This is a genomic window from Homoserinibacter sp. GY 40078 (assembly GCF_008017545.1).
GTDB lineage: Bacteria > Actinomycetota > Actinomycetes > Actinomycetales > Microbacteriaceae > Homoserinibacter.
Map to the genome: position 1 here is coordinate 177,304 of NZ_VRTZ01000003.1, position 19,300 is coordinate 196,603.

Consider the following 19,300-nt stretch of genomic DNA (forward strand, 5'->3'; position numbering starts at 1 on the left):
CTCGGGGCGCGATGCCTCAGGTGTCGAGCCGCCGCAGGAGTTCGTCCCGTGCGTCCTGGAGCAGTGGAACGACGAGCTGGGCGCTGTCGTCGCGCAGCCGGGGCACCGGTATCGCGACGCTCACCGCCATGAGGGGGATCGCCGTGTGGCTGAGTGCAACGGAGAAGCAGTGCACGCCGATGGTGTTCTCCTCGTCGTCCTCGGCGTAGCCGCGGTCGCGGGCCAGGTGGAGATCGCGATCGAGGGAGGCGCGGCTCGTGATGGTGTGCGAGGTGAGAGGTTCCAGTCGCGCGGGCAGATGCGCGTCGAGCTGGGTCTGGTCGAGCGTCGCGAGCATCGCCTTGCCGAGACTCGACGCATACGCCGGCAGCCGCCGACCCGGATGGAAGCGCACGCCGAGTGCGTGGTCGGAGTACTTCGACGACAGATAGAGAAGCTCGGTCCCGTCGAGCACCGCGAGGTGGGTGGTCTCATTGAGGGCGTCCCGCACGCTCGCAAGCACGTCGTCGGCGAGCTCGGTGAACTCGGTCTCGTCGAGACCACCGACCCCGAGCATTCGGACGCGGTAGCCGAGCTTGAGGTTGCCCGTGCTGCGGTCTACAGCCAGCCAGCCGCGCGCGGTCATCGTACTGACGAGGCTGTGAGCGCTCGACTTCGGCAGCTCCATCGCGTGCTGCAGGGCGGTGAAGCTCATCGGGCCGCGTTGGCCGATGACCTCGAGCACGCGCAACGCGCGGTCTGCGGACTTCACCGGCTGCGGGGCGGATGCCTCGACTCCTGCCACGATCGCGGCTCCTTACTCGCTTGACGGACTGAGGTTAGCAGTCCTACTATCGGTACAGCATTCAGAACCAGTTCACATATGAGGACGAAGGAGTCCGGTGATCGACACGATGATCGAACGGCGAGAAGCGCTCCCGGAGGTGCTCACACCGCCTCCGGCGCGTCGCGGCATGACCCGTGAGCGGCGCGCACAGGTGAGGGGACTGCTCTTCGTCTCACCGTGGATCGTGGGTCTCCTCGCCTTCGTGGTTTTCCCGATCGTGTACTCGGTGTACATCAGCCTGACGGATTACTACGGGATCGGCACCCCCAAATTCGTCGGGCTCAAGAACTTCGAGACGCTCTTCAGCGACCCGATCGCCCTCCTCGCAGGGCTCAACACGATCGGATACGCGGGCGCCGCGGTGCCGCTCACCCTCCTCGTGGCTCTTCTGCTCGCGTTCGCGATGAACCGGAAGGTCCGCGAGGTCGCCATCTATCGCACCGCGCTCTACCTCCCGACGCTGATCCCGCTCTTCGCGCTCGCCTTCGTCGTGATCGTGCTGATCAACCCCTCGACCGGCCCGATCAGCTCGCTCCTGGGAGCCGTCGGGCTCGGCAACCGCGACCTGCTGAGCGACCCGAATCTCGCACGCTGGGTGATCATCGCCATGGCGCCGCTCACCGCTGGTAACGCGGCGATCATCTTCCTAGCGGGCCTCAACAACATCCCCGGGTCGCTGTACGAGGCCGCGCGCCTCGACGGGGCGAACGCCATCCAGCAGTTCATGCACGTGACCCTGCCGCTGCTCTCGCCGGCGATCCTGTTCAACCTCATCGTCGGTATCAGCGCCGGCCTCGAGGTCTTCACCCAGGGCTACGTCATGACGGGCGGCGGGCCGAACAACGCGACCCTCTACTACCTGCTGTTCATCTACCAGAACGCCTTCAGCTACAACCGCTTCGGATACGCGTCGGCTGCGGCGCTGGTGCTGTTCCTCGTCGGCCTCGTACTGGCCGCGATCGTGTACCAGATCTCCAAGCGCTTCGTGAACTACGACGCAGCGGCCTGACCGAGGACACCATGATCGACATCTCAACCCCCGCGAAGCGGATCAGCCCTCGACGAGCCGGACGCTCCGGTGGCACCCGTGCCGCGCGCACCGCGCGCAAGCTCTGGGACAACGTCATCGTCCGTGCCTTCCTGATCGTCGCGTCGCTCGCCTTCCTCTTCCCCCTCGTGTGGATGATCACGACGGCACTCAAGTCGCCGGCCGACCTCGCGATCTCGCCCCCGGAGCTGCTGCCGCGCGACTGGACCTGGGGCAACTTCGCCGAGGTGTTCAGCTACATCCCGTTCGCGCGGTTCTTCGTCAACACGCTCATCGTGACCGTGCTCACGGTGCTCGTGACGGTGGTGTCGAACTTCCTCATCGCCTACGGCTTCGCGTGCCTCGACTGGCGCGGACGCGACGGACTGTTCTACACGGTGCTCATCACGCTCTTCCTGCCGTTCCCCCTCGCGATCATCCCCACGTTCAACCTCTTCTCGTGGCTGCACTGGATCGACACGTTCCTGCCGCTGATCGTGCCGCACGCGTTCGGCAGCGCGTTCTTCATCTTCCTGCTGCGCCAGTTCCTGCTACAGGTGCCGCGGGAGTATCTCGACGCCGCACGGCTCGACGGCGCCAGCGAATGGCGGATCGTCTGGCAGATCGTCTTCCCGCTCGCGCGGCCCGCGGTGATCGCGGTCGCGATCCTCGCCGCCACGAAGGCGTGGAACGAGTTCCTCACACCGCTGCTCTACCTGCACTCGGCCGAGAACCAGACCCTCGCGATCGGCATGCAGCTGTTCAAGAGCGAGTTCCAGACCGACATCCGGTTCGACCTCATGATGGCCGCCTCTGCGATGGTCATCGTCCCTCCGGTGATCCTGTTCTTCCTCTGCCAGCGGTACTTCATCCGCGGCATCACCCTCGGTGCCGCGAAGTAACTCCTTCGGTCAACCCGAGGAACCAAGAAAGGTGAAGCAATGAAACGAATCACAGCGCGGCGCGCCACAGCAACGATGCTTGCCGCCGCCGCCGCGATCGCGCTCGTCGGATGCTCCGACGGCGGGTCGGGGTCGGACGAGAAGCCCGAGAAGCTCGTCGTCTGGACCGGTCAGGCGAACGAACCCGGCTTCGGTGCCCAGCAGGAGATCGCCGAGAAGTTCGAGGCGGCGACGGGTATCGCGGTCGAGATCGTTCCGAAGCCCCCGGCCTTCGCGGGCGACAACACCTCGCTCGCGACTTCCGTGGGTGCCGGTGTGCCGCCCGACCTGTATGTGATGGACCGCAACAGCCTCCCGGGGCAGGGTGCCATCGGTATGTTGACCGACCTGGGGCCGCTGCTCCAGGGCGAGGACGCCGACCTGCTCGACAACTACCTCCCGGGACCGGTGAAGACCTCGAGCTTCAACGGCCAGCACTACGGCCTCCCGCTCTTCGCCACCGCGCGCGGCCTCTACTTCAACAAGACGCTGCTGAAGGAGGTCGGGGTCGATCCGGCCGTCCTGGACCCGGCGAACGGCGCGCCCACGATCGAGCTCATCACCGAGATCGCAGAGAAGCTCGACCACCGCGACGCCTCGGGCGACTACGACCGCCTCGGTTTCGTGCCGTGGTACTCGCAGGCCAAGCACATGACGTGGAACGTCTCGCACGGCGCCCAGTTCTTCGACGAAGACACCTGCTCGATCCCCGAGGCGGGGGACGTGCAGGTGCAGACCTTCGAGTACCTGCAGGAGACCGCCGAGCGTCTCGGGTACCAGGACGTGCAGACCTTCATCGCGACGTACGCGTCGACCCCGAACAGCTCGCCGTTCTTCACCGGCAACCTGGGGATGACGATCGACGGCAACTTCTTCATCGACGCCCTCGAGAAGTACGCACCCGACCTCGACTACGGGGTGACCTACATCCCTGTCGCCGAGGAGGGCGACCCCATCGGCACCTACATGGGCGGCTGGTCGGTGGTCATCCCGCGCGGGGTCCACTCGGAGCACTGGTCCTGGGAGCTCGCGAAGTTCTTCGCCGGTGAGGAGGGGCAGCGCATCTTCGAGACGGCTACCCAGACGATCCCCACCTGGACCGACCTGATCGACGACCCCGAGGTGACCGGCCGACAGGGTCTCTTCAGCTCGATGCTCGAGGACTACGGCATCGAGTTCCCGCCGCTGCCTGTGACGACGCCCTTCTATTCGGCGATGGATCAGGCCCAGCAGGCGGTGCTCCTCGGCGAGTCGACGCCCGAGGAGGCGCTCGCGAGCGTCGCCCAGCAGGTGAATACCCAGATGCAGGGGTACTGCCCGTACACGATCGGGTGATCGAACCGGCGGGGAGGGGGCCTGCCCTCCCCGCCGGCTCAACCTCGCCCCTCCGCACACCGACCAGAAAGGGCCCCGTGCCTCCCACGCCTCATCCCTCACGACCCGCCCTCGCCGATGGCTGGGTCGACGTCGTGAAGGCTCCCTCGCATGACGACCTCGGAACGCCGCTCATCATCGACGACGTGACGCTCACGGAGCTGCCGTCAGGCGCGCTCCTGTGCGGATACACCTTCAACAGGGACTCCCGGGAGCGCTCATACCCGCGCGACGGTGTGAACCACGACTTCCAGTGGAGCAACCCGTTCCAGCTTCGGCTCGCTCGCAGCGACGACGACGGCGCCACCTGGCACGAGATCGCCGCGCTCGACCTCAACATGGGGTTCCCGTTCGTGTACGAGGGGCGGCTCTACCTGTTGGGCAACCGTCTCGGGCGCCGCGACGTGGTGATCTGCGCGTCGGATGACGAGGGGCGGACATGGACGGATCCGGTGACGCTCTTCGAGGGCGGCTACTGGAACACGCCCGCAGGCACCGTGATCGTCGACGGCGTGCTCTACCGCGGTATGGGCACTCCCACTGATCTGTCGTGGGGCGGCGGATGGAACGCGATCTGCGTGATCGCCGGAGACCTCGCGAATCCGCTCGATCCGGCGTCGTGGCGGATGTCGAATCCCGTTGTCTACCCCGGAACGCCGAGCGAGCTGATCCACCGTGCACCGGGCGTCGACGTACCGGAGCCCGGAACCCTCCTGCCGGGCCACTGGCTCGAAGCGAACGTCGTCGAGCTCGCGGGTGCACTGCGGCTCATCGCGGTCACGCGCCAGCAGAACCTCGTGGGCGTGTGCTCGATCACCGATGCGGACGGCGAGCTGCGACTCGACTTCGACTGCCTGTATCCGGTGCCCGGCGGCCACGCCAAGATGTTCATCATCCGCGACCCCGAGACGGGACTCTTCTGGTCGCAGGCCGACATCGCTCCCGACCCGCTCGACCTCACCGGGTGGAACTCGGGCGCGCACGGCGACGGCTACACGGGCGAGCCGGAGCTCGACCGTCACATCCTCACCGCCGTGTACAGCGTGGACGCCCTCAACTGGTTCCAGGCGGGTGCCGTCGTGATCGGCGAGCGCCGCGAGTACGGGTTCCAGTACGCGGCGCCGCTCATCCGGGGCGACGACATGCTCTATGCGGTGCGCACGGGTGTCGGCGACGCCGCGAATCAGCACGACGCGAACCGCGTGACCCTGCATCGGGTGCGCGACTTCCGTCGGCTCGCACACGAGCTCGTCCCGGGAGGACTGCGATGATCCGGGTCGACGACGGCGTGCTGTTCTTCCCGGTGACCCCGTTCGACGGCGAGGGCGAGTTCGCCCCCGACGCGTTCCGTGCCCACCTGGCCGACGGTCTTCGCTTCGAGCCCGGTGGGGTCTTCGCCGCGTGCGGCACCGGGGAGTACTTCTCGCTCGACGAGGACGAGTACCGCTCCGTCGTTCGGATCGCCGTCGAGGAGGCCGCGGGGCGCGTGGACGTCGCGGCAGGTGCCGGCGGGCCCACCCGCCGCGCGATCCGCGACGCACGGGCCGCGATCGAGGAGGGCGCGACGACGATCCTCGCGATGCCGCCGTACCTCGTCCGGGGAAGCCAGGCCGGTCTCGTCGACCACTTCACCCGCATCGCCGATGCTGTCGACGCGGACGTGATCGTGTACCACCGCGACAACGCCGTGCTCTCGCCGGAATCCGTGCGGCAGCTGGCGCGGCATCCGCGAGTCGTGGGCCTCAAGGACGGGCACGGCGACGTCGGGCTGCTGGAGCGCATCGTCGCCACGGTCGACGAGTCCGACTTCGTCTACTTCAACGGGATGCCGACCGCCGAGCTGTACGCGCGTGCGTTCCGCGGTGTGGGTGTGCGCGCGTACTCCTCGGCCGTATTCTGCTTCGCTCCGGAGATCGCGGTCGCGTTCCATCGCGCGCTCGCTACGGGCGATGAGGAGACGATCGCGCTGCTGCTCCGCGACTTCTTCGTGCCGCTCGTCGAGATCCGCGACCGGGCACCGGGATACGCCGTCGCGCTCGTCAAGGCGGGTGTCGCGCTCCGGGGGATCGACGCGGGGGGCGTGCGTCCGCCCCTCCGCGACGCGGACCCCGACGATCTCGCGGACCTCTCGCGACTCGTTGATCGCGCCCGCGCTACGGCAGGGGTGTGAGGTGCTGACGGGGGAGTCGCTGATCGCGGGCGAGCGGGTCGCCGGCACCGGGCGGGTCGTGCACGCGTTCGCGCCGCGGACCGGCGCGCAGCTCGAGCCGGGCTTCCCCATGGTCGATCCGGGACAGGTCGATCGCGCCGCCCGATCCGCCCTCGAGGCATTTGCGCAGCTGCGGTCGAGCACACCGGCTGATCGGGCGCGGCTTCTCGAGTCGATCGCGGACGCCATCGAAGCCCTCGGCGATGCGCTCATCGAGCGCGCCGACGCCGAGACGGCGCTCGGAGTCGAGCGTCTGCGAGGTGAACGTGCCCGCACGACGGGCCAACTGCGGTTCTTCGCACGGATGCTCCGCGACGGCTGGGGCACCGGGGCTCGCATCGAGCACGGTGATTCTGACCGGCGACCTGCGCCCCGCCCGGATCTGCGTTTGCGCATGGTGCCCGTTGGACCGGTTGCGGTGTTCGGCTCGAGCAACTTCCCGCTCGCGTTCTCGAACGCGGGCGGCGACACGGCCTCGGCGCTCGCCGCAGGCTGCCCGGTCATCGTCAAGGCCCACAACGCCCACCTCGGGACGGCCGCGCTTGTCGCCGACGCCGTGGCGGATGCGGTGAGAGCCGTGGGGATGCCAGGAGGCGTCTACTCCTCCCTCGTCGGCGACGGCGCGGGCATCGGTCAATCGCTCGTCGCGCACCCCGCGATCGCGGCTGTCGGATTCACCGGGTCGCGTGCCGCAGGGCTCGCCCTCGTGGGTGTCGCGGCGTCGCGGCCGGCCCCCATCCCCGTCTACGCCGAGATGAGCAGCGTGAATCCGGTGATCGTGCTCCCGTCGGCTCTCGATGCCGAGCGGGCCGCCGGCTACGTCAGCTCGCTGACGCTCGGCGCGGGTCAGTTCTGCACGAATCCCGGGCTGCTGTTCGTTCCGGTGGGAGCCGAGGGCGACCGTTTCGTCGGGCACGTCTCGGAGACCGTTCGTGCGACGAGCGGCGCGACCATGCTCTCCTCGGGTATCCGCACCGCCTTCGAGTCCGCCCGTGATGAGCTCGCAGCGCAGCCCGGCGTGACGGAGCTCGCCGAGGGCCTCGCAGGAACCGACGACGATGCTCCCGCGGCGCGTGTATTCGAGGCGGCTGCGGGAGAGCTCATCCGTCGTCCCCGACTGCAGCACGAGATGTTCGGGCCCGCCGGTCTCGTCGTCCGCTACGACGGCACGGACGAGCTCCGAGCGGCGATCGGCGCCCTCGAGGGGCAGCTCACGGCTACCGTGCATGCCGAGGACGACGATCACGTGACTCTCGCCGAGCTGCTCCCCGACCTCGAGCGGATCGCGGGCCGGATCATCGTGAACGGCTGGCCCACCGGAGTCGAGGTCTCGAACGCGATGGTCCACGGCGGTCCGTGGCCCGCCACGTCCGCGCCGCATACGACATCCGTCGGATCGCTTGCGATCGCGCGCTTCCAGCGGCCCGTGTCGTACCAGAACGTGCCCGAGCGACTGCTGCCGCCCGAGCTGCGGGATGCGAACCCGCTGGCCCAGGAGCGCCGCGTCGACGGGCGGATGGAGCTGCCATGAGCGCACCCCGGATCGAGTCGCTCGAGGTGGTGCCGGTCGCCGGTCACGACAGCATGCTGCTGAACCTGAGCGGCGCGCACGCCCCGTACTTCACGCGCAACGTGCTCCTCGTGACCGACAGCGACGGCCGCGTGGGCCTCGGCGAAGCGCCCGGCGGGGCCGCGATCGCCGAGGTGTTGCGCGACTCTGCGCCGCTCCTCGTCGGCCACTCCCTCGCGCGGATGCAGGAGCTCCTGCGCACGGTCTCCACAACCTTCGGTGAGCTCGACGCCGCCGGCCGCGGTCTGCAGACCTTCGATCTGCGCACCACGATCCACGCCGTGACGGCGCTCGAATGCGCGCTGCTCGACCTCACCGCACGCTGGCAGGGCGTGCGCGTCGTCGACCTGCTCGGGCAAGGAGCGCTGCGCGAGAGCGTGCCGGTGCTCGGCTACCTGTTCTTCGTAGGAGATGGGACCGCGGGCGAGCTGCGGTACGAGGCCGGGTCGGGCGATGGCTGGTTCCGTCGTCGCCGTCAGCCCGCGCTCGACCCCGCGGGGGTGGTCGAGCTCGCCCACGCAGCGCGTGAGCAGTACGGCTTCCGCGACTTCAAGCTCAAGGGCGGAGTCTTCGCACCGAGCGTCGAAGCCGATGCGGTCGAGGCTCTCGCCGCCGAGTTCCCGGACGCGCGCATCACCCTCGATCCCAACGGCTGCTGGTCGCTCGCGGAGGCGGTCGAGATCGGGCACCGACTGCGTCCGGTGCTCGCCTATGCGGAGGACCCCTGCGGTGCCGAGGGCCCATTCTCCGGCCGGGAGACCATGGCCGAGTTCCGCCGGGCCACAGGGCTTCCCACCGCCACCAACATGATCGCAACGGACTGGCGCGAGCTGGCCCATGCGATCCGCGCGCAGGCGATCGACATCCCGCTCGCCGACCCCCACTTCTGGACGATGTCCGGCTCGATCCGCGTGGCGGAGCTGTGCGCGGCGTTCGGGATGACGTGGGGTGTGCACTCCAACAACCACTTCGACATCTCGCTCGCGATGCTCGCCCACGTGGGTGCCGCCGCCCCGGGGCCGATCACCGCCCTCGACACGCATTGGATCTGGCAGGACGGCGAGCGGCTGACGGCCGCGCCCCCGACGATCCGGGCCGGCGCCCTCGCGGTACCCGACGGGCCGGGTCTCGGCGTCGAGATCGACAGGGAACGGCTCGACGAGGCCCATCGCCTGCACGAGGAGCAGGTACTCGGCGGGCGCGACGACGCGCGAGCCATGCGCACGCTCGTGCCCGACTGGGTCTTCGACCCCAAGCGCCCCGCGTACGTGCGATGACCCGCACGCCGTCCGACGAAGGAGAGACGAGACCTGTGACCGAGCCGGAGATCGCTGCGATCTACTTCCCGAGTTGGCATGCCGACCGCCGACGCGACGCGTACCTCGGTGACGGGTTCACCGAATGGGAGCTCGTGCGCGCCGGCCGACCGCGGTTCCCCGAGCACCGGCAGCCCATCGTGCCCCTCGACGGTCACCTCGACGAGAGCGATCCGGCCGTCATGAGCGGGATCGTGCGGCGAGCCGCGGACGCAGGGGTCTCCGCATTCCTCTGGGACTGGTACTGGTACGACGAGGCGGACTTCCTGAACCGTCCGCTCGACGAGACATACCTCGCGTTGCCCGATCCCGCCGTGCAGTTCGCCCTCATGTGGGCCAACCACGACTGGAGAGATGTGTTCCCAGCACGCACCGAGGGTGAACCTGCCCTGTGGTGGCCCGGTGCCGTCGACGCGGAGCAGTTCGACCGGATGTGCGAGGTGATCGTTCACCGCTACCTCGTGGAGCCCTCCTACTGGAAAGTCGATGGTGCCGCCTGGTTCAGCGTGTTCAGCTACGAGACCCTCCTGGAGGGACTCGGTGGCGCAGAGGCCGCCGCCGCGGCGCTCCGCCGCTTCCGCGACATGGCACGCGCGGCGGGGGTCGGTGAGCTGCACCTGAACGTGCTGAACCACTGGTTCGACGTCGACCCGGCGGAGCTCCGCGCGGTGGGTTTCGACAGCATCGGCAGCTACGGCTGGGGTGACGTGATGCCGCTCGACCGCGGACCGACGCTCGCCTACGGTCCCTGGGCCGAGGAGAACGAGGCGCGCTGGGAGGCGGAGGCTGCTCGGCAGTCGCTTCCGTTCGTCCCGACGGTCACCATGGGGTGGGATTCGACGACCCGCGTGCACCAGGACGACCCCATGGTGGTGACGGAGTGGCCCCACCTGCCGGTCGTCGTCGACCCCGACCCGGATCGCTTCGAGCAGTCGGTGCGCCGGGCGCGCGAGCACGTGGAACGCCACCGCACCCCGCCGGTCGTCATCGTCAACGCCTGGAACGAATGGACCGAGGGCAGCTATCTGGAGCCCGATGAGCGATTCGGCGACGCATTCCCCCTCGCGCTCCGGCGAGGATCTGGACGGTGACCGTCCGCTACGCGGGCTCGGATCCGGTGATCGCGGCCTCGATCGCGGGAGCCGCGCAGGTGCGTGCCGACGGCGACGCGCTCTCGATCGCGCGTCTGCCCGACGAGGTCTTCGGGCGGGCGCCGGATGCCGGACTCCGCCGCGCCGCGGAGCAGCTCTCGGGCGTCTCGCTCGTCATCCGCACGCGCGCGTCGCGGCTCCGGCTCGACGTGCACCTGACGCGCTGGCGCCGTGCCGTGGGCCCGTCGTACTTCCGCCCGGCGCCCTTCGCGGTCTGGGTGGACGGCGCCTGGGCAGGTCGGAACGAACTCGACGCGGGCGACGTGGTCTGGATCGACACCGACGAGGGACGCGTCCCGGGTGAGCCGGGTCGTGTCGAGTTCGCGTTCGCGAAGTCGGGGGGAAAGCACGTGCGGGTGCGTTTCCCGTCCGCGGTCGGTGTGCGCATCCTCGGGGTCGAGGCGGACGCACCGCTCGAGCCGGGCGAGAGGCACGCCATCCGCTGGACGCACTACGGCAGCTCCATCAGCCACGGGTCGCTCGTCGAACCGGGTGAGCCGTGGCCGGTGCGCGCGGCCGCCGCGCTCGGCTGGGAGGTCCGCAACCTCGGACTCGCGGGCGAGGCGATGCTCGATCGGGGCGTCGCGGAGGTGATCGCCTCCTCGCCCGCCGACATCATCACGGCGAAGGTCGGGATCAATCCCGTGAACCACGCCGCCTTCACCGAGCGCACCTTCGAGCCCGCGGTCCACGCTTTCCTCGACGTCGTGCGGAGCGCACAGCGCACGACACCGATCGTGGTGATCTCGCCCGTCGCATGTCCGATCCACGAGCGCACGCCCGGGCCCACGCTCACGCGCCCGGATGGCATGCGCGATGCAGTGGGAGCCGAGAAGCCGGGGGCGTTGACCCTCGAGGGCATCCGGGGCATCCTCCAGCGCGTCGTCGCGCGCAGAGACGACACCCACCTGAGCTACCTCGACGGGCTGACGCTTCTGCGCCTCGACGAGGGCGAGCTGCTCTTCGACCGACTGCATCCCGACGCGGAAGGGCTCCGGCGCATCGCCGAACGCTTCGTCGATCGGGCACGGACCTGGGGGATCGGAGACACCGACCCCGTCTGAGAAGGAGAACAGCATGGGAACGACGATGTTCCGACGAGTGACCGCGCTCGCCCTCGGTGTAGCAGTGGCGGCGGGCGCATCCGTCGCCGCGGCACCGGCGAACGCCGCCGACGCGTATGACGACATGCGAGACGCCTGGGTCGAGCGTCTCACGGGTGGCGACGACTTCGACCCGACCTCCGCCCCGTACGCCGATCAGGTCGCCGCGATCGACTCCGCCGCCGAGGCCGCCTGGGACGCGCTCGACCTCACACAGCCCGAGATCTGGCCGGACCTCGACACGGCCGCTGCCGTCGAGGACATCACCGAGGCATATCGGCGCGCCGAGGCGATGGGGCTCGCGTTCCGCACGCACGGATCCGATCTCGAAGGGGACACCACGCTCGCCTCCGCCGCGGTCGCGGCCCTCGACTGGCTCGAGACGAACCGCTACAGCGCCACCACCTCGCCGTACGGCAACTGGTGGCACTGGCAGATCGGCATCCCGCTCGAGCTCCACCGCGCAGTGGCGCTGCTCTACGACCAGCTGACGTCCACGCAACGTGCCGACATGCTCGCGGCGACGGCGCACTTCAGCCCGGCGGTCACCCTCACCGGTGCGAACCGGGTTTGGAAGGCGCTCGTCGTGGGCGCCCGCGGCGTGCTCGGGAAGAGCTCGTCCGAGCTATCGAGCGCGCGCACCGGCGTGGTGCCCGCACTGGAGGTGGTCGCGAGCGGCGACGGATTCCACGCGGACGGATCGTTCATCCAGCACACGAAGTACGCATACACCGGCGGCTACGGTCTGTCGTTCCTGCAGAACCTCGTGGACCTGCTGGCACTGCTCGCCGGCAGTGCCTGGGAGGTCACCGATCCCGCCGTCGACAACGTATACGAGTGGATCGCCGAGTCCTACGACCCGTTCCTCGTGCGCGGGGCGCTCATGGACACGGTACGGGGGCGTGAGATCTCGCGGCAGACGTTCGGCGAGCATGACGCCGGCCGTCGCCTCATTCAGACCGTGGTGACCCTCGCCGAGATCGCGCCCCCCGCCGAGCAGGCGTGGCTGAAGCCGATGCTCAAGCAATGGATCGCCTCGGCCACCCTGCGCGATCCCCTCGCGAGTGGTCCGCTCTTCGTCCTGTCACGCGGCGAGGCGCTGATGGCCGACAGCGCGATCGTCGCCCGCCCCGAGCCGGAGTCGGCCAAGGTCTTCCCCGACATGGGCCGCGTCTCCCAGCGGGCGGAGGGCTACGCGGCCGTGGTGTCGATGGTGACCCCCTCGATCGCGCCGTATGAGTCGATCAACGGCGAGAACCTGCGTGGGTTCTACACCGGTGACGGCTCGCTCACCGTCTACACGGACGACGACTCGCAGTTCAGTGAGGACTACTGGGCCACGGCGCATCCCTACCGTGTGCCGGGTACCACGATCGACACCATGACGCGGGCGAGCGCCTCGGGCGCGGGCTACCTGCCGACCTCTTCGTCTGCCTACGGCGGGGGAGTCGAGTCGGCATCCGGGCGGTGGGCGGTCGCGTCGTACTCGCTCGACGCGTGGAACTCTCCGCTCGTCGCGAAGAAGTCGTGGTACTTCTTCGATGACGAGATCGTCGCGCTCGGCTCGGGCATCTCGGCGCCCGGCCAGTCGGGCACCGGATGGAACGGGCAGCCTCGCGCTGTGCAGACCATCGTCGAGGCCCGGAAGCTGCAATCGTCCGCCCAGCAGCTCGTCGTGGACGGCACGGTGCGCGCGGCGACCACACTCACCGCCGATGTCGTCTCGGACCCCGACTGGGCGCACCTGGAAGGCGTTGGAGGTGTGGGACAGCTCGGGTACGTGTTCCCCGGAACCGAGTCGGTGACCTTCTACCGTCAGAACGCACGATCCTGTTCGTGGAGCCAGATCAACAGTCTCGTCGGGTCGAGCACGACCGTCACCGAGGACTACATGAGCGTGTGGTTGGAGCATGGCAGCAGCCCGAGCAACGCCTCCTACCGCTACATCGAGCTCCCCGGGGCGACGGAGGCCGAGACCTCCGCGTACGCGGCGTCACCCGATGCCCAGATCCTCGCCGATACGACCACGGTGCACGCCGTCCGGGAGACGTCGCTCGGCGTGACCGCCGCGACGTTCTGGGGCGCGGGAACGCTCTCCATCTCGGGGACGCCGCTACTCTCCTCGACTGCGGCGGCGTCCATCATCGTCGAGGATCTGCCGGGCGGCGGGTACGCGATCACAGTCGCCGATCCCACGGCAGTGCGGACCGGCACCATCGACGTCGAGTTGTATGCGTCGGGCGGATCGGTGGTATCGGCCGATACCGGGGTGACGGTCAGCCGCACCTCGCCGACCATCCGGCTCTCGGTCGACGTAACCGACTCGCATGGGGCCGGGTTCACGACGGTGATCGGCTGACCGGGGCGGCACCGGCACCCGTTGACTTCACCGGGTGCCGGTGCCACAGTGAGCGCACCGAACCGTGCGCAGTCCCCTGGGAGTCGAGTCCCATGCCCACATCAGCACCGCCGGACGTCGCCCGCGACGTCACCGCTCTGAACGTCGCTCTCGACGCATCCGGGATCCCGGCCAAGTCGGACGACAATCTGCTCATCGCCACCTGGAACCTGCGCGGCTTCGGCGGCATCTCGGCCACGTGGGACTCCGAGCCACGCACCACGCCGAAGCGCGGATGGCGGGCGGTAGCGCTCATCGCCGAGATCATCCGGAGGTTCGACGTCGTCGCGGTGCAGGAGGTGAAGCGCGACACGACGGCGCTGCGCTTCCTCGTCGAGCAGCTGGGTGGCTCCTGGCGGTTCATCACCACCGACACTTCGGAGGGCGACGCCGGCAACGACGAGCGTCTCACCTACCTCTACGACTCGACCCGCGTCGATCCCTCGGGCCTCGTCGGCGAGATCGTGCTCCCCGCGGTGGCGGGTTCGCCCGTCGACCAGTTCGCCCGCGCGCCGTATGCCGCGAGCTTCGCCCGCAAGGACGTCGAGTTCATCCTCACGACCGTGCACATCCTGTGGGGCGATGTTCCGCAGGACCGGATCCCGGAGCTCGTCGCGTTCGCGGACTGGATGCGCGGCTGGGCGGACCGCGCAAACGACTGGAACGGCAACCTGCTGGTCCTCGGCGACTTCAATGTCGACCGCGACGACAGCCCTCTCGCGCGAGCTCTGTTCGGAACAGGGCTCTCGGGGCCGCCCCAGCTGAATGCCGTTCCCCGAACCATCTTCGCCGACGACAAGAACAAGAACTTCTACGACCAGATCGCGTGGTTCTGGGAGATCGGCGCCGACGACCTGCACCAATACCTGCGCGGCATGAAGTTCACCGACGCCGCCGGCTACATCGACTTCGTGCCCCACGTCTTCGCGGGCCTCAGCAAGACGAAGCTGTCGTGGCGGATCTCCGACCATTACCCTCTGTGGGTGGAGTTCCGGGTGTAGAGCATGCAGGTGCTCGGCGTGCTGCTGCCGCTCGCGTTCGCGGTGGCCTTCTCCAGCGTGCCCATCATGGCGATGCTCGGCATCCTGTTGTCGCGATGGGGTCGCTCGTCGGGACCCGCCTATCTGCTCGGGTATGCGATCGGGCTGGCCGTCGTGACCGTCGGCTTCACCGCGGGACTTCGCGCGATTCCGCGGGTCGCCTCGCCCATCCCGCCGGTGCTGTTCGGAGTGATCGAGCTGCTGCTCGGTGCCGTGTGCATCGCGACGGCCGTGCTGTCGTTCCGGGCGGCACGCCGGAGCATCCGCGCCGGTGAGAGGCGCGAGCCGTCGCTATTGCTTCGTCATGCAGGCAACCTGCGTCCGGTGCCGGCGTTCGGCATCGGGCTCGCGCTCAACCTCCGCCCTAAGGCGCTCGTGCTCGCGACGGCCGCTGCCGTCGCCCTCACCGCCGGGAGCATCACGCCTGTCGGGTGGGTGATCGTGACGGTCGTCTACCTCGTGATCGGACTGTCGACGGTCGCGGCGCCAGTGTTCCTCGCCTGGCGGGAGGGCGAGCGCTCACGCGTCGTACTCGAGCGGATGCGCGGATGGCTGGAGGGCAACAGCTACATCGTCACGTCGGTCGTGGTGTTCATGGTGGGCGTCGTGCTCGTCGGCGACGGCCTGACGCGCTTCTAGCCGGGTGCGACGTTCGTCAGTAGCGGGGGAGCGTCGGATCGACGTCGTCTGTCCACGCGTCGATGCCGCCTGCCAGGTGGCGGACGTCGTCGAAGCCGTGCTGCATCAGGTATCCGGCGGCCTGCGCCGAGCGGATGCCGTGGTGGCAGTACGCGACGATCGGGCGATCCGGGTCGATCGCATCCGTCAGCTCGGGCAGCCGACCGAGGGGGAGGATCATCGCGCCGGGCAGGGCGACGATCTCGGCCTCCCACGTCTCGCGCACATCGATCAGCTGGACGTCGTCTCCCCGTTCGAGCATCGCGGCGAGCTCGACGGGGCTGAGCTCCACGGGCGACGTCACAGGTCGATCGACTGACCGGGCTCGAGCACCTGGAACTCGCCGCCGCCCTGCGCCGTCGCCCAGCTGAGACGGTCACCCGCCATCGTCTTTCCGGCAACCGAGAGGGTCATGTCGTGCACGGGGAACGCGTGCTTCGGGGCCACCTCGAGCACGTAGTCCATCGCCTCGCCGATCTTCAGCCACGGGGCGCCGATCGGTGCGGCGAGCAGCTCGACCGGCACGCCCGGCGCGGTGTACGAGTCGCCGCCGTAATAGAAGGTGTCGTCGATGAGCACGCCGATGTTGTCAATCACGGGGATCGAGGAGTGGATCACAGCGTGCTTCTCGCCGAAGAACTGAAGCGTGAACGGCTCAACCTCGATCGTGTCGCCCGCCTGCACGACCTCCACCTCGATGTCCTCGGCGGCTGCCGCATCCGCGACGCCCTGGGGGCCGAAGACGCGCGCCTCGGGGTTTTGCGCGAGCACCTCGCGCACCCTGTCGGCCGAGAGGTGGTCGGCGTGCTCGTGGGTGATCACGATGGCGGCCACCCCGGATGCCTCGGGGAGCGTCGCGAGGAACACGCCCGGGTCGATGACGATGCGGGCTCCGGCCTTGGTCACGACCATGCAGGCGTGCTCGTACTTGGTGACGTTCATGGTCCGACATTAGCCCCGCGGACCCTGTCACGCCCGGAGCCCCTGAGGGGTCGCAAAGTGTTCGAGACACGGCGCGTCTCGAACACTTTGCGACCCCTCAGGGGACGGGGCCGGTGCCATGATGGGCGCATGACGACGAGGCCGGCGCGGGTGGTCGTCGCCATCAACCCGTCGGCGTCGTTCGGGGCCAGCCGCGACGTGGGGCCCGCCGTCGTGCAGACCCTTCGCGCGATGGGGCACGAGGTCACCTCCCTCACCGAGCCCGACTTCGAATCGCTCATCGCGGCATCCGAACGTGCCGTGCGCTCCCGCCCCGACGCTCTCGTGGTGGTCGGCGGCGACGGCATGGTGAACCTCGGCACGAACGTCGTCGCAGGCACGCGAGTGCCGCTCGGCATCGTGCCCTCCGGCACCGGCAACGACATGGCCCGCGGCCTCGGCATCCCGTACGAGGACACGGAGGCCGCGATCCGCTTCCTCGGCGACGCGCTCACGAAGCCGCCGCGCGAGATCGACGCCGTCCGGATCCGCTGGAGCGACGACGGCACCCCCGCCGAGCGCTGGTTCGCCTGCGCGTTCTCCGCCGGATTCGACGCGATCGTGAACGAACGCGCCAACCGGATGCGGCACCCGCGCGGCCCGAGCCGCTACATCCTCGCGCTCCTCGCCGAACTCGTGCGGCTGCACCCTCGCCGGTACCGCCTGCAGCTCGATGGCGAGTCGCTCGAGGTGGATGCGCTCATGGTCTCGGCAGGCAACGGCGTCTCGCTCGGAGGCGGCATGCGCATCACGCCCGATGCGCTCTACGACGACGGCCTGCTCGACGTCATGATCGTGAAGCCGCTCTCGCGGTTCTCGTTCCTGCGCATCTTCCCGCGGGTGTTCCAGGGCACGCACACCAGCGATCCGCGGGTCGTCATGCGGCGCGTCCGCCGGCTCCGGATCGACGCGGATACGCCCCTCGTCGCCTACGCCGACGGCGAGCGGATCGCCCCGCTCCCGGTCGAGCTGGAGGTCGTGCCGGGCGTCCTGCGTGTGCTCGCGTAGCTCGATCCAGACCCGGCCGTGCCTCGGTTTGGAGCACCCCGTCGCGCTATGGCATAATCGTCAAGTTGTCGCAAAACGGCCCCATCGTATAGCGGCCTAGTACGCCGCCCTCTCACGGCGGTAACGCGGGTTCGAATCCCGCTGGGGTCACCAACCTCGAAACCCCCGGTCATGCCGGGGGTTTTCTGCATCCGGGATGCCCGCAGCGCCGCCCATGCGCCGCCCCCGCCGCCCGATCAGGACCGGAGAAGCATCGCCGTCCGCGCCCGCCCTAGCCTGAGGGCGAGGAAGGGACGTGCCCACGATGGCCACCACGAAGAAGGACTCCGGCAGCTTCACCGAGGACGAGCGGGCGGCCATGAAGGCGCGCGCCGCCGAGGCTCGTGCCGAGAAGAAGGGTGCGAAGAAGGAGGCTGAGCGCCAGATGCTGCTCGATGCGCTCGCCGAACTGGAGGGCGACGACAAGGCGCTCGCCGAGCAGCTCCACGCGGTCATCACCGCCGCGGCGCCAGACCTCGACTGGCGCACCTACTACGGCATGCCCGCGTATGCCCGAGACGGCAAGGTCGTGGTGTTCTTCCAGCCCGCGGGAAAATTCAAGTCCCGCTTCTCGACCCTCGGGTTCACCGACTCCGCGAACCTCGACGACGGAGGGATGTGGCCGACGTCGTGGGCGATCACGGAGCTCACGGCGGCCGACGAGAAGCGCATCGCCGAGCTGGTCACGGCGGCGCTCGCATAGCCCGCCGCACGAGCCCTTGACGCCGCGCCCGCAACCCCATAACCTACAACCAAATGGTTGTATCAATTGAGCTCAGCGACGCGGATGTGGATCGTCTGTTCCACGCGCTCGCCGACGCGACGCGGCGCGACATCGTGCGGCGCTCCGTCGACGGCGACCTCTCGGTCAGCCGGCTCGCCGAGGACTACCCGATGAGCTTCGCCGCCGTGCAGAAGCACGTCGCGGTGCTCGAGCGGGTCGGGCTCGTCACGAAGGTCCGTCGCGGACGGGAGCTGCTCGTGCGATCCGAACCCGAGACGCTGCGGCGCGCCCGCCTCGCCCTCGACCAGCTGGCCGAGGTGTGGGAGGGCCGCGTGCAGCGCATGGCCGCCCTGCTCGACGACGATTCGACCCCGGAGCACCAGACACGCACGAAACGAGAGGGATGACATGGAGCTGACGGTCGACAAGGACCTCGACGCGCACACGCTGACGGTGGTTGCCACCTTCGACCACCCGGTCGAGAAGGTGTGGGAGCTGTACGCCGATCCGCGCAAGCTCGAGCGCTGGTGGGGTCCGCCGACGCATCCGGCGACGATGCTCGAGCACGACTTCGTCCCTGGCGGCAGCGTGCACTATGTCATGACGGCTCCCGACGGCGAGCAGTTCCACGGCCGGTGGGACGTGCTCGAGGTCGAACCGCGGCATCGCTTCTCTGTGGTGGACGCCTTCGCCGACGTGGACGGCGTCGCCGTGCCCGAGATGCCGCTCACGCGCATGGAGTTCAGTTTCGAGCCCACCGCCACCGGCACTCGCATGGTGACGGTCTCGCGCTACGACTCGCTCGAGGCGCTCCAGCAGGTGCTCGACATGGGTGTGGAAGAGGGCCTGCGCGGCGCGATGAGCCAGATGGACGCCGTGCTCGAGGAGGGGTAGCCGAGCTCCGGCGGCGCGGCA

Annotated in this window: 19 protein-coding genes and 1 tRNA gene; 17 read left to right on the forward strand and 3 right to left on the reverse strand. The window is 69.1% G+C overall.

Translation table 11 applies throughout. The features are described from left to right. Positions 1–16: 16 nt before the first annotated feature. On the reverse strand, positions 17–784 hold the full coding sequence (locus FVQ89_RS14105; RefSeq protein WP_147902625.1) for an IclR family transcriptional regulator: 768 nt from the start codon (positions 782–784) through the stop codon (positions 17–19). A 97-nt stretch (positions 785–881) separates the two neighbouring features. On the opposite strand from FVQ89_RS14105, the gene FVQ89_RS14110 reads away from it, so the two are divergent. The 12 genes from FVQ89_RS14110 (at position 882) to FVQ89_RS14165 (ending at position 15,594) form a co-directional block, all read left to right on the forward strand. Further along, entirely contained in the window at positions 882–1,835 is a 954-nt protein-coding gene (locus FVQ89_RS14110) for a carbohydrate ABC transporter permease (RefSeq protein ID WP_222706107.1), read from the forward strand. A gap of 11 nt (positions 1,836–1,846) precedes the next feature. Continuing rightward, the gene (locus tag FVQ89_RS14115) at positions 1,847–2,755 is read left to right on the forward strand and encodes a carbohydrate ABC transporter permease (RefSeq protein ID WP_147902626.1); all 909 of its coding nucleotides are present in this window, start codon (positions 1,847–1,849) and stop codon (positions 2,753–2,755) included. 39 nt (positions 2,756–2,794) lie between these two features. Next, positions 2,795–4,129 (forward strand): extracellular solute-binding protein, encoded by a 1,335-nt coding sequence (locus FVQ89_RS14120; protein ID WP_147902627.1) that lies wholly within the window; start codon positions 2,795–2,797, stop codon positions 4,127–4,129. A gap of 77 nt (positions 4,130–4,206) precedes the next feature. Then, the gene (locus FVQ89_RS14125; protein WP_147902628.1) at positions 4,207–5,439 is read left to right on the forward strand and encodes a sialidase family protein; all 1,233 of its coding nucleotides are present in this window, start codon (positions 4,207–4,209) and stop codon (positions 5,437–5,439) included. Further along, positions 5,436–6,338, forward strand: a complete 903-nt coding sequence (locus tag FVQ89_RS14130) for a 5-dehydro-4-deoxyglucarate dehydratase (RefSeq protein WP_187265052.1) — start codon at positions 5,436–5,438, stop codon at positions 6,336–6,338. Before FVQ89_RS14125 ends, FVQ89_RS14130 begins: the two co-directional genes overlap by 4 nt. 1 nt (position 6,339) lies before the next feature. Beyond that, the gene (locus tag FVQ89_RS14135) at positions 6,340–7,908 is read left to right on the forward strand and encodes an aldehyde dehydrogenase (NADP(+)) (protein ID WP_147902629.1); all 1,569 of its coding nucleotides are present in this window, start codon (positions 6,340–6,342) and stop codon (positions 7,906–7,908) included. After that, positions 7,905–9,224: an enolase C-terminal domain-like protein gene (locus FVQ89_RS14140; protein WP_147902630.1), complete on the forward strand. Its 1,320-nt coding sequence runs from the start codon at positions 7,905–7,907 to the stop codon at positions 9,222–9,224. The genes FVQ89_RS14135 and FVQ89_RS14140 overlap by 4 nt, the downstream gene beginning before the upstream one ends. A 35-nt stretch (positions 9,225–9,259) precedes the next feature. Then, entirely contained in the window at positions 9,260–10,354 is a 1,095-nt protein-coding gene (locus FVQ89_RS14145; protein ID WP_187265053.1) for a glycoside hydrolase family 99-like domain-containing protein, read from the forward strand. Then, positions 10,351–11,478, forward strand: a complete 1,128-nt coding sequence (locus tag FVQ89_RS14150) for a GDSL-type esterase/lipase family protein (RefSeq protein WP_147902632.1) — start codon at positions 10,351–10,353, stop codon at positions 11,476–11,478. Before FVQ89_RS14145 ends, FVQ89_RS14150 begins: the two co-directional genes overlap by 4 nt. A gap of 13 nt (positions 11,479–11,491) precedes the next feature. Beyond that, complete coding sequence (locus FVQ89_RS14155) at positions 11,492–13,876, forward strand: polysaccharide lyase 8 family protein (protein ID WP_147902633.1); 2,385 nt, start codon at positions 11,492–11,494, stop codon at positions 13,874–13,876. Between the two features lie 92 nt (positions 13,877–13,968). Then, a complete protein-coding gene (locus FVQ89_RS14160) occupies positions 13,969–14,916 on the forward strand; it encodes an endonuclease/exonuclease/phosphatase family protein (RefSeq protein ID WP_147902634.1) in 948 nt (315 codons plus the stop codon). A 3-nt stretch (positions 14,917–14,919) separates the two neighbouring features. Then, a complete protein-coding gene (locus FVQ89_RS14165; RefSeq protein WP_147902635.1) occupies positions 14,920–15,594 on the forward strand; it encodes a GAP family protein in 675 nt (224 codons plus the stop codon). 16 nt (positions 15,595–15,610) lie between these two features. Here FVQ89_RS14165 and FVQ89_RS14170 read toward each other — a convergent pair whose 3' ends face one another. After that, the gene (locus tag FVQ89_RS14170) at positions 15,611–15,937 is read right to left on the reverse strand and encodes a rhodanese-like domain-containing protein (RefSeq protein WP_222706108.1); all 327 of its coding nucleotides are present in this window, start codon (positions 15,935–15,937) and stop codon (positions 15,611–15,613) included. Continuing rightward, positions 15,934–16,575 (reverse strand): MBL fold metallo-hydrolase, encoded by a 642-nt coding sequence (locus FVQ89_RS14175; RefSeq protein WP_147902636.1) that lies wholly within the window; start codon positions 16,573–16,575, stop codon positions 15,934–15,936. The genes FVQ89_RS14170 and FVQ89_RS14175 overlap by 4 nt, the downstream gene beginning before the upstream one ends. 129 nt (positions 16,576–16,704) lie before the next feature. Here FVQ89_RS14175 and FVQ89_RS14180 point away from each other — a divergent pair, with 129 nt between their 5' ends. The 5 genes from FVQ89_RS14180 to FVQ89_RS14200 all read left to right on the forward strand — a co-directional run bounded on the left by FVQ89_RS14180 (position 16,705) and on the right by FVQ89_RS14200 (position 19,279). After that, positions 16,705–17,622 (forward strand): diacylglycerol kinase family protein, encoded by a 918-nt coding sequence (locus tag FVQ89_RS14180; RefSeq protein WP_147902637.1) that lies wholly within the window; start codon positions 16,705–16,707, stop codon positions 17,620–17,622. A 77-nt stretch (positions 17,623–17,699) separates the two neighbouring features. Beyond that, positions 17,700–17,775 (forward strand) — tRNA-Glu (locus tag FVQ89_RS14185). 151 nt (positions 17,776–17,926) lie between these two features. Beyond that, the gene (locus FVQ89_RS14190; protein WP_147902679.1) at positions 17,927–18,364 is read left to right on the forward strand and encodes an iron chaperone; all 438 of its coding nucleotides are present in this window, start codon (positions 17,927–17,929) and stop codon (positions 18,362–18,364) included. 53 nt (positions 18,365–18,417) lie between these two features. Beyond that, the gene (locus FVQ89_RS14195) at positions 18,418–18,792 is read left to right on the forward strand and encodes a helix-turn-helix transcriptional regulator (protein WP_147902638.1); all 375 of its coding nucleotides are present in this window, start codon (positions 18,418–18,420) and stop codon (positions 18,790–18,792) included. A 1-nt stretch (position 18,793) separates the two neighbouring features. Beyond that, the gene (locus FVQ89_RS14200; RefSeq protein WP_147902639.1) at positions 18,794–19,279 is read left to right on the forward strand and encodes an SRPBCC domain-containing protein; all 486 of its coding nucleotides are present in this window, start codon (positions 18,794–18,796) and stop codon (positions 19,277–19,279) included. Positions 19,280–19,300 lie beyond the last annotated feature (21 nt).

Excerpts from the sequence above, each read along its gene's own strand:
- FVQ89_RS14120 (WP_147902627.1), top strand. The coding sequence starts at position 2,795 with ATGAAACGAATCACAGCGCGGCGCGCCACAGCAACGATGCTTGCCGCC.
- FVQ89_RS14190 (WP_147902679.1), top strand. The coding sequence starts at position 17,927 with ATGGCCACCACGAAGAAGGACTCCGGCAGCTTCACCGAGGACGAGCGG.
- FVQ89_RS14155 (WP_147902633.1), top strand. The coding sequence starts at position 11,492 with ATGGGAACGACGATGTTCCGACGAGTGACCGCGCTCGCCCTCGGTGTA.
- FVQ89_RS14160 (WP_147902634.1), top strand. The coding sequence starts at position 13,969 with ATGCCCACATCAGCACCGCCGGACGTCGCCCGCGACGTCACCGCTCTG.
- FVQ89_RS14200 (WP_147902639.1), top strand. The coding sequence starts at position 18,794 with ATGGAGCTGACGGTCGACAAGGACCTCGACGCGCACACGCTGACGGTG.
- FVQ89_RS14140 (WP_147902630.1), top strand. The coding sequence starts at position 7,905 with ATGAGCGCACCCCGGATCGAGTCGCTCGAGGTGGTGCCGGTCGCCGGT.
- FVQ89_RS14165 (WP_147902635.1), top strand. The coding sequence starts at position 14,920 with ATGCAGGTGCTCGGCGTGCTGCTGCCGCTCGCGTTCGCGGTGGCCTTC.
- FVQ89_RS14130 (WP_187265052.1), top strand. The coding sequence starts at position 5,436 with ATGATCCGGGTCGACGACGGCGTGCTGTTCTTCCCGGTGACCCCGTTC.
- FVQ89_RS14195 (WP_147902638.1), top strand. The coding sequence starts at position 18,418 with ATGGTTGTATCAATTGAGCTCAGCGACGCGGATGTGGATCGTCTGTTC.
- FVQ89_RS14180 (WP_147902637.1), top strand. The coding sequence starts at position 16,705 with ATGACGACGAGGCCGGCGCGGGTGGTCGTCGCCATCAACCCGTCGGCG.
- FVQ89_RS14115 (WP_147902626.1), top strand. The coding sequence starts at position 1,847 with ATGATCGACATCTCAACCCCCGCGAAGCGGATCAGCCCTCGACGAGCC.
- FVQ89_RS14175 (WP_147902636.1), bottom strand. The coding sequence starts at position 16,575 with ATGAACGTCACCAAGTACGAGCACGCCTGCATGGTCGTGACCAAGGCC.